The organism is Paraburkholderia sp. SIMBA_030 (assembly GCF_046535245.1).
Classification (GTDB): Bacteria; Pseudomonadota; Gammaproteobacteria; order Burkholderiales; family Burkholderiaceae; genus Paraburkholderia.
Genome location: NZ_JAWRXB010000021.1, coordinates 144,441 through 157,737, shown reverse-complemented (window position 1 = coordinate 157,737; position 13,297 = coordinate 144,441). Strand labels below are relative to the sequence as shown.

At 58.9% G+C, this 13,297-nt stretch carries 12 protein-coding genes and 4 pseudogenes; 3 read left to right on the top strand and 13 right to left on the bottom strand.

What is annotated here, in order from left to right:
- Positions 1-12 precede the first annotated feature (12 nt).
- From SB772_RS30845 to SB772_RS30820, 6 genes and pseudogenes are all read right to left on the bottom strand, one after another.
- Complete coding sequence (locus tag SB772_RS30845) at positions 13-639, bottom strand: HupE/UreJ family protein (RefSeq protein WP_410836934.1); 627 nt, start codon at positions 637-639, stop codon at positions 13-15.
- A gap of 3 nt (positions 640-642) precedes the next feature.
- Entirely contained in the window at positions 643-1,257 is a 615-nt protein-coding gene (locus SB772_RS30840; protein ID WP_410836933.1) for a HupE/UreJ family protein, read from the bottom strand.
- Positions 1,258-1,789: 532 nt separating this feature from the next.
- Entirely contained in the window at positions 1,790-2,533 is a 744-nt protein-coding gene (locus SB772_RS30835) for a c-type cytochrome (RefSeq protein ID WP_410836932.1), read from the bottom strand.
- 391 nt (positions 2,534-2,924) lie between these two features.
- Positions 2,925-3,172, bottom strand: a pseudogene (locus SB772_RS30830) (IS6 family transposase); the annotation flags it as partial.
- Positions 3,173-3,829: 657 nt separating this feature from the next.
- The gene (locus tag SB772_RS30825) at positions 3,830-4,297 is read right to left on the bottom strand and encodes a GNAT family N-acetyltransferase (protein WP_410836931.1); all 468 of its coding nucleotides are present in this window, start codon (positions 4,295-4,297) and stop codon (positions 3,830-3,832) included.
- Positions 4,298-4,519: 222 nt separating this feature from the next.
- Complete coding sequence (locus tag SB772_RS30820) at positions 4,520-4,654, bottom strand: entericidin A/B family lipoprotein (RefSeq protein ID WP_410836930.1); 135 nt, start codon at positions 4,652-4,654, stop codon at positions 4,520-4,522.
- Between the two features lie 280 nt (positions 4,655-4,934).
- Between SB772_RS30820 and SB772_RS30815 the strand changes: the two are divergent.
- A pseudogene (locus SB772_RS30815) lies at positions 4,935-5,469 on the top strand (SMP-30/gluconolaconase/LRE-like region family protein); the annotation flags it as partial.
- A gap of 136 nt (positions 5,470-5,605) precedes the next feature.
- Here SB772_RS30815 and SB772_RS30810 read toward each other — a convergent pair.
- Entirely contained in the window at positions 5,606-5,869 is a 264-nt protein-coding gene (locus SB772_RS30810) for a hypothetical protein (RefSeq protein ID WP_410836929.1), read from the bottom strand.
- A 622-nt stretch (positions 5,870-6,491) separates the two neighbouring features.
- On the opposite strand from SB772_RS30810, the pseudogene SB772_RS30805 reads away from it, so the two are divergent.
- A pseudogene (locus SB772_RS30805) lies at positions 6,492-7,183 on the top strand (phosphatase PAP2 family protein).
- Positions 7,184-7,284: 101 nt separating this feature from the next.
- On the opposite strand, the pseudogene SB772_RS30800 reads toward SB772_RS30805, so the two are convergent.
- The 6 genes and pseudogenes from SB772_RS30800 to SB772_RS30775 form a co-directional block, all read right to left on the bottom strand.
- Positions 7,285-8,129 (bottom strand): annotated as a pseudogene (locus tag SB772_RS30800) (helix-turn-helix domain-containing protein).
- A gap of 37 nt (positions 8,130-8,166) precedes the next feature.
- Positions 8,167-8,724 carry a carboxymuconolactone decarboxylase family protein gene (locus SB772_RS30795; protein ID WP_410836928.1) on the bottom strand — a complete coding sequence of 186 codons (558 nt, stop codon included), beginning with the start codon at positions 8,722-8,724 and terminating at the stop codon, positions 8,167-8,169.
- 518 nt (positions 8,725-9,242) lie between these two features.
- Positions 9,243-9,656: a hypothetical protein gene (locus SB772_RS30790; RefSeq protein WP_410836927.1), complete on the bottom strand. Its 414-nt coding sequence runs from the start codon at positions 9,654-9,656 to the stop codon at positions 9,243-9,245.
- Between the two features lie 156 nt (positions 9,657-9,812).
- Positions 9,813-10,349 carry a hypothetical protein gene (locus SB772_RS30785; protein ID WP_410836926.1) on the bottom strand — a complete coding sequence of 179 codons (537 nt, stop codon included), beginning with the start codon at positions 10,347-10,349 and terminating at the stop codon, positions 9,813-9,815.
- A gap of 56 nt (positions 10,350-10,405) precedes the next feature.
- Positions 10,406-11,011 (bottom strand): hypothetical protein, encoded by a 606-nt coding sequence (locus SB772_RS30780; RefSeq protein ID WP_410836925.1) that lies wholly within the window; start codon positions 11,009-11,011, stop codon positions 10,406-10,408.
- 400 nt (positions 11,012-11,411) lie between these two features.
- Positions 11,412-12,155 carry an SDR family oxidoreductase gene (locus SB772_RS30775; protein WP_410836924.1) on the bottom strand — a complete coding sequence of 248 codons (744 nt, stop codon included), beginning with the start codon at positions 12,153-12,155 and terminating at the stop codon, positions 11,412-11,414.
- A gap of 134 nt (positions 12,156-12,289) precedes the next feature.
- Between SB772_RS30775 and SB772_RS30770 the strand changes: the two genes are divergently transcribed.
- The gene (locus SB772_RS30770; protein WP_410836923.1) at positions 12,290-13,180 is read left to right on the top strand and encodes a LysR substrate-binding domain-containing protein; all 891 of its coding nucleotides are present in this window, start codon (positions 12,290-12,292) and stop codon (positions 13,178-13,180) included.
- The last annotated feature ends 117 nt before the right edge of the window (positions 13,181-13,297 follow it).

Below are 13,297 nucleotides of genomic sequence, written 5' to 3'. Positions count from 1 at the left end.
GGAGATGACCGCTCAGGAGAGAAGCACCGCACGTTGACTGAGACTGAGAACGAGAAGCCCGATTGCCGCGGCCCAACTGCCCGCGACGCGTATGGCGATGGCGATCCAGGTGGGCCGTAGCCGCAGCAGGAATGATGTTGCCGCAACCGTGTAGGCGATCAGGATGAAGCTCGCGACCACCATGCCCGCTATGAAAACGCCTGGGCGGATTTGACCGATGATGGCTGATCCGTTTGCGTACCCGTGGGTCAGGCCAAACCCGATCGATAGAATCAAGATCAGCCATGACGGCAGCGTCAAGGCAGCCGCAAGGAGGGAGCCAAGCAATACGGCTGAGACAACGTTGAGCAGGAGAACACCACGCAGATCCGGAACTGAAAGGGCGATGCACGCGCCGGCCGCCATGGCGGCCGGAAACGCCCAAAGCACAAATTCACATCGCTTCAGGCCGTTCTGCCCTGCCAGCGCGCCGAGCACCAGCATGGGCAATACATGTTCCGGCGACGTCAACGGATGCAGCATCCCGGCGTAAAAGTCGCCCGCGCCCTGGTACACCGCGTGTGCTTCGGCTGATGCAAGCAACATCAGCGTGCTCAGACCGGCCGCGGCTTGCCGGACCACCCGGTGCAATGCGCGCATGCGTCACGCTCCCTGAATCGCATACGTGAGGAAATAGACACCGCAGCCGGAGATGAGGGTTCCGCCTGCCCGCAGTGCGTAGCCGCCCGCCTTCCAGCGATTGACTGTGCCGGTCAGGATGCCGAGTGCATGAAGTGTGCCGGTGGCCGCGACGAAGCCGATCGCGTAGGTCATTGCGTTCGCGGACCCGGGCAGTTCCGCCCCGTGTGCGTGTCCGTGGCAGACGGCGAACACGGCAACCAGCAGACTCGCTATCCAGAGCGGCGGCGTCAAAGCAAGTGCCACCGCCGCACCGAGCGCCAGTGCCGATAGCGCAATGCCGACCTCGATCCCCGGAATCGGGACGCCCAGGCCGCCGAGAACAGCGCCGAAGGCCATGACGATCGGGAACGTGACCGGCAGCACCCAAATCGCCGGCCTCCCCAGCTGGGCACCCCACAATCCAACCGCAACCATCGCGACGACATGATCCAGGCCCGAAATCGGGTGTCTGAAACCGGCGAGCAGGCCGCCGGATATGTCGCTTTGGCCGACATGCGCGAATGCAATGACCGGGAAAAGACACCCATACCCGAATACAAGTCCCGTGCGGATCGCGCGTCGCATTCCGAAAGTCATGATGTTCCTTTCGAGGTGCCTGCCGCCTGACACCGGACTGAGCACGCATCGGACCCGGCTTTTCCCGGCTTCGTCAAGTCATCTGCTGGGACGTCGTCCGTGGACTATCCGGCGTTCCCCAACACTATAGGTCGCCTGCAGCGAGTCGCCAACGGCGTTGGTGCGCTGATCGGAATCCGGGAAGGTTGTGAGGCAAACTTATTCAATGCCGAACAAACACAACGCTGCGCGCCGGCACCGCATGCCGACGATATCGTTCGGGGTGACGATCTGGCGGGCCTGTAAAGACGGACTGAAGCAACGGGGCAGTCTGGCGCCTTTGGGCACCCTTTTGCTTCCTGCGCGGTGTCAGCGTTGAGAATTTGTGACGTTATCAGCCGGTCGAACGCCAGAAGGCCGGCTCCTCCGGACAATCACTCAGTCGCTACTTTTCTTCTCTGTTCGCCGGCTAGCCGGCGAACAGCTTGTCCCGAACCCCTTTTGTACGACTCGCCGGTCCCATTAGCGTTACCCGGCTCCTTGTTCCAGATCCTCAGGGTCCGTTAACGGACAGATAAGCGGCGACCTGCTCGATCTGCGTGTCATCCAGCGTAGCCGATACTGCCGTCATTGTTCCAGCCTTCGGAGGTGCGGCTTTTGCGCGCGCCTGGAATTCGTGCAGCCGGGCGACGGTAAATGCGGCGGGCTCGCCTGCGATAGCGGGGAAGCGCGCGCCATTGCCCTTGCCGCCCGCGGCGTGGCAGCTGAAACATGCCAGTACGCTCGTGCCCGCTCCCATTTCGGCGAGTTGCTTGCCGGCCGCGACGAGCTCCGGCGCTGGCGGCTGTGAAGCTTTCACAAGCGGCGGATGCTGGTTCGAGAAGAAGACCGCGAGGGTTCGCATGTCGCTCTCCGACAGGTTCTGAGCGACCGCCTGCATCTGAGGGCTGACACGCGTGCCGGCCTTGAACATCGACAGCGCGTGTGCAAGGTACTCTGGATTCTTGCCTGCCAGCCGCGGCACGCCTATTTCACTTCCGGCACCCAGCGCACCATGGCATGCTACACACGTCGCAATCGACGGACCCTGCGCAACGTTGCTTGTACTTGTGGTCGCAGTCTGGCTCTGGGCGAAGCATAGGCTCGCGAACGCGCCAAGCGACGCCGCCAAACCTACTTGCGCGCCGCGCGAAATGACGTGTCGAAGATATGAACCCGCCTTCTCGTGCCGCCCTTGCTCTCCGCGAGACCTGTTGTCCGAATTGCGTGCATTGAATCGCTTGATGATTTCGAGCATCTGATCTCCCATTGAGGTTCGCCCCATTCTGTCTATAGTCAACCGGCGGGTGAATTTGGTTCTATCGATGACGCTCATTGAAGATGGCTATGAAGTCTCTTGGATTGAGCGTGCGTAAGGGCTTGAGCCTTGGTAAAGACGATCGATGAGCATGTCCGATGACGAAAATGTAATCGGACCGCAACGTAACGGTTATTCAGCCGGCCCATTTCTCACGCGATAAATCGAGTCGAAATTTTCATTTCGCCTCGAGGACTTCTTTACGTAAAGTGCAATGACAACAACGACGAAACGAAAGTTTTGCTTAGGAATTTGCATCACGAGTGGTGCGAAGGGCGTTGTCACGTTGAAGTGCTGGCAACGCAGTAGCGCAAAGGAAGCACACATCTGCTCAGAAAGCGGACGGATCTTGAGTGAGCTCAGTGAAGCGATTCCATGCCGCAAAACGTTCTCCGAGTTGTCCGCGGTCGAGGGGGGCGCACATTAGATGGCGCTTCAGCGCGAAGTGCTGCTGGATCGACGGGAAGACCTCGTACGTTCAGGATCGCGGAAGCCGCGCATGCGGCGCTCCCATTCATGCCTGGGCTGATGACCGTCTTCGGCTCGGTTATTCAACCGGGCGCTGGACTTGACGACGACGGCGTTGAGTCTGTGTACCGGAATGCGGTAGCCGACGGTACAGGAACCAGATGGCGATGCCCGTCGCCGCCTACTGCAGAAACATTGTGCGCATGGCCATGAGTTCCGGCATGCCTGTATGCGCTACCAGCTACGCGGGCGGGCCTGCGGCGAGCGAACCGAGCGCTGCTCACCGTTATCAAGGGCGGTCCAAACCAGCAGAAATCGAGTGCGCTGCTCATTGTCGCAAACTTGAAGTTCTCTGAACTCCGGGGTGACGAAGTCGTGGCGCGGCATTTGTGAATCTTTGATTCATCTTCTGATGCATGGGGGGACTGCGCGCCGTACTCGGCGTACACGATAATCGGCGCGCCAGCTTGCAGGATATTTTGATGAAAGTGCTTTAACCTCGAATTTCGTCACCATCGCCGACTGCGAAACTGTTGCTCTTTCCCGAATCGCTGTGAACTGCGCCGGGTCCCTTAGGTTGCGTCATGGGTCGCCTGCAACCCAACTTTCCCGTATGAGGAACGCACGTTTGACCCCGAGCGGAGTTCCTGTTGACCGAGCACCGGGCCCGCTAATGGGTGTCGACGATCTACGCGAGTGTGTCGATTGACCGAACCTGGCCGCACCCGACTGTTCGCTATGGACGTGATGCCTGGAAGACTGCACATGTCACTCCGTAAGGGTAAAGGCCGGTAGCGACGAAGGACCAAGCACCAAAGTGGAGACCTTGCCGTCGTTCTCGATTTCGACAAAACCGATTCTCCTGTACCACGTATAGGCCACGCTGTTGCATACGAAGACATTCAGGTACAGCGGTTTTTGCAAGTGACTGGACAACGACATGACCTTGGCAAGCGCTTCACTGCCGATCGACTTGAGTTGCATTTCCGGCACGATGCAAAGCATCCTCAGCCAGACGAGATCCGGTTCGACCTCCCAGTGCACAAATCCGCATCGGTTGCCTTCCCGCGCAACGATCTGACAAGAACCCTGGCGAAGGCTTTTTGCAAAGCCCGCTTGTTGCAAGTCCTCATCCCAGCCATACGTTGAGGTAACGAAACCCCTCATCGTTCGCGTGTACGTGTCAAACAGCCATTCCGCGTCTCCGGATACGGCCTGCCGAAAATCCAGATTCATAACAACAGCCGATCACAATAAGTAAGCAGTCTTCGCAAGAGTAACGGACACAAGGGATCGGAATGAGCCCGTCGGAGTCGGCCCTCGTGAGCTTCACTAAACAGCCACGTCCCGCCGTTGGTCGAGCAGCTGCCTACATTCATAAACCAAACGGGCAGAGAAGGGCAGGCGCGCGACGGTGCGGCACGATGTCGGACAGTTGGCGCGTGGCGTTAGCGTCGCTTATTTCGCTTGCTCGGCCGAGTTATGGATGGCCTGGCCACCTTTCGATATGTCCTCGCCAGCTCCAGCTATCGTGTTGCAGCCCGCGAGGAGAGCGGTACCGGCGATTAGAAGCAAAACAATGAGTCGTGTCATGTTGGCTCCTTCGAGAGGTTCCTGGTGTTGGACGCGGTGCCGACACCCGACCGGCATGGCTGCTGCGGGTTCATCGGAACCACCGCAAGCAAGCATGCATGAATCTTATTGTAAGCGAGACGTGGGCCAGCAGTGGCATCAAACTTACGCAAGACTTGCGGTTCGAAACGCGATTCGCTATGGCGCTCAAAAAAAGAGCGCGCCACCTTCGCTATTAACGTGCTATTTACTGCGCCGAATCCGGACCCGGGATCTGACTCCGTTGCGCACGGATCGACCCTCCCTCAACTTCGAAGGGAACGCCGCGCCTGATCCGGGCACGGACGGCGCGTACTTCTATGGAGGCACCAACATCTACACCGGCACCAATGGAGGAACCTTCGTAGCGAACACCATCGATCCAATCGACTATCCAGGCGACGCGACGATTCCGGGTACGGCGTTCAATACGAGTGCAAGGATCCGCAATGGCTCCTGCCTCGATAGCAAAGGGGGGCGTCTGGGCGGGTCTGGACAAGACGAATACCATCTCGCACTATCCGTTCACCGGCTTTGACGCGAGCGGTAAGCCGAATTGGGGCGCAGCGATTTCAAAGCCCACTCCGCGCACCATCGCACCACTGACGCGAATCATTTACTTGCCAGAGACCGACACCATGATCCTGGCGCAAGGCATTGTCGGGAGCATAGACTGGACGGCGATCGGGTCGAGGGTCGAGGTGTATCACGGCTGGCCCCCAGGCAACACCACCGTCCCCAATCCGGTGATCAACATCGCCAGCGCCAATTCCAAGTCGATCACGGCAGCCGGCAACTAACTGTTCGTTGGGTACGTGCACACCGTGCCCAACATCGGGAACCATAGTGCTTCGTGACTTCGGCGTCGATCATCAGTTTGGACGATTTCATGACAGTACCACGCGTCACAAGCCTGTCTTGCGCGTGGTGACGTCACGCCCTCGAGACGACGAATGCGCAATCGACGAAGGTATGCGCACGACGCTGACCGTAGGCGACAGCCTCCTCAGCACTTGCAAATTCAAGCGGCTCTGCATAACGTGCAATCACGTTTTCCGGGAAGCGATGACCTTCCCCGTGAACATACCAGGTGACGGTATAACGTGGCTCGACACCATTGAAGGAAAGCGCGGCGTTCTCGGCGACGCGCATGTGCACCCCGAGGCCACGGTAAGGTTGGCAGGTATGGTCGCTCATGTCTCCTCCTCAGAGATCGGGCAGCGGACGAGTGCCTCTTTGCAACGGTCGGTCCAGACTGTGCGTTCGAATCCTCTTGGCGCGACGCCGCATCAATCCATGGCATGATGGTCCGTGTGGCTTTAACTGTTTGTCGAACCACACACACGACGCACTCAAAATGCTAAGTAAGACGAACAAATAAAGAAAATGACAAAAAGTGCCCAGCGTGGCGACTGTCGACGGTTCGCATATTGCAGCGCCGTAATCGGAACGCCGGGGGCATAAAAGGCGGCGTCACCGGATTGGAATCGGGACGCCGCTGAAACACACGCCCGCGGGACTGGGTAGACCGCACGAGTGCCTTGAAGATATCGTTCGTCCTGCCTCGCCTCAAGAGGAAAAATCTTCGTTTGTAACAGCGCCCGAAGTATTTTTTGCATCATTAAATCTGATGATTCTGGTCGAACAACCGGCCACAATGCCCCGCTGGCGTTGGCGCGTGCAGGTCGCGTTTGTAGATTTACAAATTCGAAAATTTCTTACAAAACTGCTCATCGGTTGAATCCGCTCGGCGCTACCATGGCTGACAAGAGGGGGAGCCAGTGCGCACCCGTCACGAATCCATGCTTACCGACAGAATATGAACAGCTTCGATACTGTCATCGAGACGCTTCTTGCAAAACCGAGCTTTGGCTTTCTCTTTCTACTTAACCATGCAATAAGGGCCGTCGCAGATCTGTATGCGTTCAAGGGTCTCGTGCTCATCCCTGTTTTGTGTGGATATGGTTCCAACCTGGCGAGCGTCGTGAATGGCAGCGCGAAATAGTCATCGCAACGATCGCGAGCGGTCTGTTGGCACTCGCCGCGGGAAGACTTCTCGCTGAATTGTTGCCATTCCGGGTACGTCCTCTCTACGACCCCAACCTCCATCTGCACTTCGCAACTGACTCGCAACACGACCCCATGCTGACAACGTGGAGTTCGTTTCCGAGCGATCACGCCATGCTGTGGATGTCGATCGCGACAGGCATTTTCATTGTCTGGCGACAAGTTGGTGTGCTGGCATTTCTGTACACCGCTATCTTCATTTGCATTCCGCGCCTCGGCTATCATTACCCAACCGATTTACTCGCGGGGGCCGCGATTGGAATCGCCATTACCTACGTCATGACGCGGGACGCCGTTAGAGCGCGTTATGCGACTCAATCGCTGCGATGGATTGAACGCTACCCAGGACAGTTTTCGATGGTGGCGTTCGTCCTTTGCCTCGAACTGGTTACTCAGTTCGACGAACTACGGAAGTTCGTGAACTTCGCTTCCAAATTTCTGTGATTCCTTTCATCTTGGCATACCGTAGTCGTAGAGATACGCTTCACGATTCTGATAAGTTACCCCCACCGGCTTCGGCTGTTCCGCTGCGGTCGGCAACCCGATCAGCGTTCCTTTGAATGCATTACGAACAGTTGCAGGTGACGTGCTTCGGTTACATCATCGGCGGGGAACATGCATTCGAGGCGCAGCTCCTGCGCGGCAACAGTTTGTGGTGTTCCGACGCTCGTCACCATCGAAAATAACGAAGAATCACGCCGTCGCTAACGAAGCCGAGCGGAATGACGGGCATCGTGGGCGTGGCGGACGGCGCATGATGCGCCTTCCAGTCGTGCGGCACGTCGGGATACGCGAGAAGCTCGTCGAGCAGACGCCGAGTGTTGTCGTCGATCACGTGGCCGACCGATTCGCGATATACCCGTTGCAGCAAGCCTCGCGAGACGTTGTCCCAATCGGCCACGAATGGACGCATACCCTGCGGATCGAAGATCAGATGCAGCATATTGCGCGGTCCCTCGCGCGAAGCCATGTCGATGAAGTGGTTGAAAAAGCGCGGCGCTGCATCGTTGGTCATCAGCACGTTCCAGTGACGGTCCATCACGATCGCCGGAAACGGTTCGTGCTGCCGAACGACCCGCTCAAGTGAGCGGATGACGCTGTGCATCTCCTGTGCGTTCCACGGTGCGTCCGAATACACGGGCGCGTAACCAGCCGCGAGCAACAGTGCATTGCGCTCGCGCAGCGGTACATCGAGCGTCTGCGCGAGGGTCAAGATCGTGTGCCGGCCCGGCACGCTGCGTCCGCTTTCAATGAAGCTGATCTGACGCTGCGAGACACCGGCCTCGAGCGACAGATCGAGCTGACTCACGCCACGCACGTCTCGCCAATAGCGCAACAAATCGCCAAGTTCGCTTGGCGGCACCTTCGGATCCGGACTGGTGACCCTCATCGGCTTTCCCTAATCAAGGTGGATGAATATGACGGACTCACAGTGCGGGTGCATGCCAGACGAATTCCTCGAACAGGGTTTCGAGCGCCGGCCGGGTAACGCTGCCGGTGTAGTTCGTGATCGTAGATGCGGCAACCACCGCAATGGCTTCGAGTATCTGCTCGGAGCTGAACCCCGCTTCGAAGAAGCGCCTCTTGTCTGATTCAGCGAGGTGGCCGCGCGTTTCGATCAGCATACGCGCCAGCGTTGACAGCGAGGCCAGTCCGGCTTCATCAGGCAGGCCGCCGTGCCGGATTGCGTCGACATCGGCGGGCTGCACGCCCTGCTTCAACGCGAGCGCGGTGTGAAACGCGACCGCCCACTCGCTAGCGTTCGTGACAGCGTTGGTCAGCAGCAATGTCTGGATCTGCCGCTCCGTCAGACTGCTCGCATGCACGCGCTCGAACAGCCCGATGAACCCGTTGATCAGCACTGGTGAAGCGGCCATCGCGCCTGCGATGTTCGGGATCAGGCCGAACGCCTGTTGCAGTTGCTGCAGCGCGGGCCTTGATTGCACGGGGGCAGACTCGATCGTGTGAACGGGGTAGCCAGACATGGTATCTCCTTGACGATGAGCGCCACCGGATTGGTGGAGCGGCAACCAAAGAGTAGAAGCGGTTGTTCGGTACGCCAATTACATCGGATGTAATCGCCGCGCGGCGCAGCGGGGCACAGCTGGCACGGTGTGAATTCGGTCCATCTACGTCTCGTGCAAGGTGGCCTGGTCTCCCGCGGTGCCGTGTCCTTCTCTGCAGTGAGATACTGGACTAGTCGAATGACAGATGTTAAGTGTGCGGACCAGCCGCTCAGATGACCGTATGGGTGCGATGGCGAACGGCTGAAGATGGCCGACCGAGGAAATCAGAAGCTGTTCAGCGATGACATTACGCCGCCTGAGCGCCCGGCTTCCGTGACCGACCCCGAGCGGTCCCTCGATCGGCCGAAAGCGGTCGATCAGATACGAATGCTCATCCCTCTGGGGCAGGGTTTCGGCGCCCGCGCCGCAACCAATGGCACTTGTGGCACGGGCCTCGCCGTCAGAAGTGCTGACCGCCCCAGACAATACCGCGCTTATTACTTGACGGCAACGCCGGCCAGATGTCCAATCCCATCTGCCGTCTGTACGCCCACGTTCCTCGCGACAACACCTAGGCCACCCACCACCGTGATGCCTGTGTCGCCCACCTCGAACTCGGTTCCTGCGACCGTGACCGTCCCCTTGATGTGGTCGCTGCCGGCGAGCGCGCCAAAGAGTATCCGTGCCGCAACAGGGCGCGTCTTGAATTCGCTTACGTGCAGCGCGACCGGAGCGCCCGACGCCGTAACCGGAATACCGATCTTCGTCATCTCGGCATGGAAGGCCCCGAGAAGGTCCGCCTTCGCTTCAGAAGAAATGTCGAATGATCCCGTATCGATCTGCAATTCGCTCACACCGCCAGTAAGTGCGACGCTTACATCGTGTCCCCGGTCGGCGGGTAGAGGATTCATGGTTGGCGCTCCCGCACACGCGGCGAGAAGGAAGACGCAGATCGCTGAAAGCGAGATAAAACGCATTTTGTATTTCCGGATTTATTGTTTAGAAATTGATGGCCGGCAGTCCGCCCATTATTACCAATATGGAACTGCGCGCTTGAGAACGTGAACTCAGAGTGGCACCCGCGCCGTCACAGCCTGGCTGGCCTTGGTGAAATCCGGATCGTCGAACAGTTTGCGCAGCAGATTCTGAAAGATTGCCGTGGTCTGATTAAGACCGTTCGACGCGGCAAGCGCACCAAGAAACTCTGAATCCCAATCAGTGTTCACGCGTAGCAGTTTGTCATAGCAGACCGTCTGGCCACGCCTGACGATAAAGCGGCCTGCCAGTTCCGCCTTCCCATCAGACACATGGACTTCAAGCAGCGTCGCTTCCAGGATCGCGGTTGAGCCAGCGTCGTAGTTTCCGGAAGTCGACAGCTCAGTGCGTATCGCATGATTCAGATAGTCGGACCACGAACCGCTTCCCGGTGCCAACACGCGCAACGACCGAACCGTTGTTTGTACGTCGGCTGGATCTTCGCCAGTCGTCACCCGATAGCGTGCCGCATGAGGAACACGCGATAGTGTCATCTGGTTGGCTACACTGACCTGATAAGGCAGCACTTGCCGCGTGACGCAGCCGTTCAATATCAACACGCCGCCCATTACCGCCAGTCCGGCAAGCGACTTGGAGATGCGCCGACGCGCACTGTGAAGCCGGGTCACTGGGCGATATCAGACGACTGATCGATTTCTTCGAGGCTCTTCGCCACGATCTGTCTAAGCATCGTGTCGGACGCTTGCTGTATAGGCATCGGCTGAAGCCCAGCCGGGCCCGATGCATTGCCGATCGTCGTGTAGATCGCGTGCTTGACTACCTTGGTCACAGCATCATGCCCGGGTTCGATGTAGCTGACGCTGCAAATGTAGCCGTCGGTGATCATCGTGCCGACCAGACCGAACGTAAGTCCAACGCCGAATCCCTTAGCTGCCACGTTGTCTGTCAGTGCAACGTTGTTGATCGAAACGGACAGCTTGCGTCCAGACGATACTGGGTCGTACGACACCTGACTAAAAAGGCCGGATTGGGATACCTGTTCATATACGTGCGGTCTGACAGTTTCGGTGACCCGCGCATTTGCAACGCCCTTGGTCTGGAACTCGACTAGCAACTGGATGGGCTGTGGACTTGCTGGCTTTTTCAAATCAGCGTAGTGCGGATCCCCGAGCGACTGGTCCACGTAGGAATGTGGTGTCATACAAGCGGATAGTGACAGCGCAAGGCTGCTTGCGCCTGCAAGTGCGATTGCGCGTTTCGTATTGAACATGAATATCTCTCGTTTCTATTTTTTAAATTTTTCCGAAAGGAAAGCTAGCCCCCGGCAGCCGCCGTTCACAGCGAGGCCGATGACATGGTGTTCATCCCTTGACGACGGCGGTGCATTCTCTTTTACGGCTGACAATCGCAAACCTTTAGTGGGTTTAGCGGACGTTATATTTTTGAATGATTTGCGACGTCTTGAATTGATTCGGATGTAGTCCGCGTTCGCCGGCAGATGGTAGCCAGAAGCATTCACGAAGTTTCCGGCTGCCCGTCATCATGATCCAGGGTCGACGCGCCCGGAACGTCCGCGGGTCACGGCACCCCGTGACCGTCCCGCAGAGATGGGGCGTCTTCAGGGGTGAACGCCTCGACCGGACCAGGTTCGTTCAAGCAAGGCTTCAGCTTCAAGCCACGCCGCCATTCGCACGCAGAATCTGGCCATTGACCCAGCCGGCGTCAGCGCTGGCGAGGAACGAGACGACCGAGGCGATCTCCTCCGGCTGGCCGAGCCGCTGCAGTGGCGGCATGTTCGCGAAGGTCCGGATCTGCTCCTCAGTCTTGCCGTCGAGAAACAGCGACGTCGCGATCGGGCCCGGCGCAACAGCGTTCACGGTAATGTGGCGACCGCGCAGTTCCTTGGCGAAAACGTGGGTGAATGCCTCGACAGCGGCCTTGGTCGCGTTGTAGACAGCGTAGCCCGGCATGTTCAGCGCGAGCGTCGTGCTCGAGAAGTTCACGATGCGGCCGCCTTCGTTCATCCGCCCGGCTGCTTCACGCAGTGTGTTGAAGGTGCCGCGCACGTTGATGTCGAAGGTCTGGTCGTACAGCGCGTCCGACGTATCGGCGAGCGGCACCGTTTTCAGCACGCCGGCGTTGTTCACCAGCACGTCGATCTTGCCGAGCTGCTGTTCGGCGATCTCGAACATCGCCCGGACTTCGCCGGCGTTCGCGACGTCTGCCTTTACTGCAATTGCCTTCGCGCCTTGCGCCGACAGCTCGGCGACCAGCGCCTCGGCCTCCTTCGAGCTCGACGCATAGTTGATGGCGACAGCGAAACCGTCGCTGGCGAGGCGCCGCGCAACCGCCGCGCCGATCCCACGTGATGCGCCTGTAACGATGGCAACCTGGCTGTTCCTGATGATGGTCATGATTTGCTCCCTTTCGGTGGGTGATTCAGGTAATGACTGGGTGAGACGAATATTCGACGATTCGACGGAAAAGATAATTACCAGCAAACTGGTATCATCATTCCATTTGCTTTAACAATTGACGGCGCGCTCATATGGACCGTTTCCAGGAAATGCAGGTTTTTATCCGAATCGCCGAGCGCGGTAGTTTTACCCATGCGGCGGACGACCTGCAGATTCCCCGTGCCACCGTCACCAATCTGATGAAGCGGATGGAGGAACGGCTCGGCACGCGGCTGCTGGAGCGGACGACGCGCACGGTGCGCCTGACCCATGACGGTGAGGCGTTCTATCGCCGCTGCGTGCGCCTCGTGGCCGATCTGGAGGAAGCGGAGGGCTCGTTTCGCAACGTCGCCCCAAAGGGACTGCTGCGCGTGAATGTGCAGGGGACGCTGGCGAAGCACTTCGTCGTGCCCGCATTGGCGGATTTCGTCGCGCAGTATCCCGGTATCGAACTCCATATCGGCGAGGATGACCGGCTGGTCGATCTGGTGCGCGAGGGGATCGATTGCGTGCTGCGGGCGGGGACGCTGCAGGATTCGTCGATGGTCGGGCGGCGCGTCGCTTCGCTGGAACAGGTCACCGTGGCCAGTCCTGCCTATCTCGCGCAATTCGGCGAACCGGCGACGCTGCAGGCGCTCGAGGCCCATCGCGTGGTGAGTTACATCTCGAGCGGCTCGGGACGGGCGCTGCCGATGGAATTTACGGTCGACGGAGAAGTGATCGAGATGCAGCTTGCGTCGATCGTGTCGGTCACGGGGGCGGATCTGTACACGGGCGCCGCAGTGGCGGGCCTCGGCATGGTTCAGGTACCCCGATACCGTGTGTCGGGCGAATTGGCTGCCGGAACACTGAAGGTTGTACTCGCCGTCTTTCCGCCGCCACCGATGCCCGTGTCGGTGCTGTATCCGCACAACCGTCAGCTTTCATCGCGGGTCAGGGTATTCGCGCAGTGGCTGCGCGATATCTTCGAAGTAGCGGGCTGAATGCAGGCGCTCGGCGAGTACCGCCTCGTGACCCCCGACCGTCTCATCTACTCCAGCGCAGCGTCGACCTCGATGCCAAGATATCGGACGGTGCCGGTCGCTGCATCCTTTGCTGCA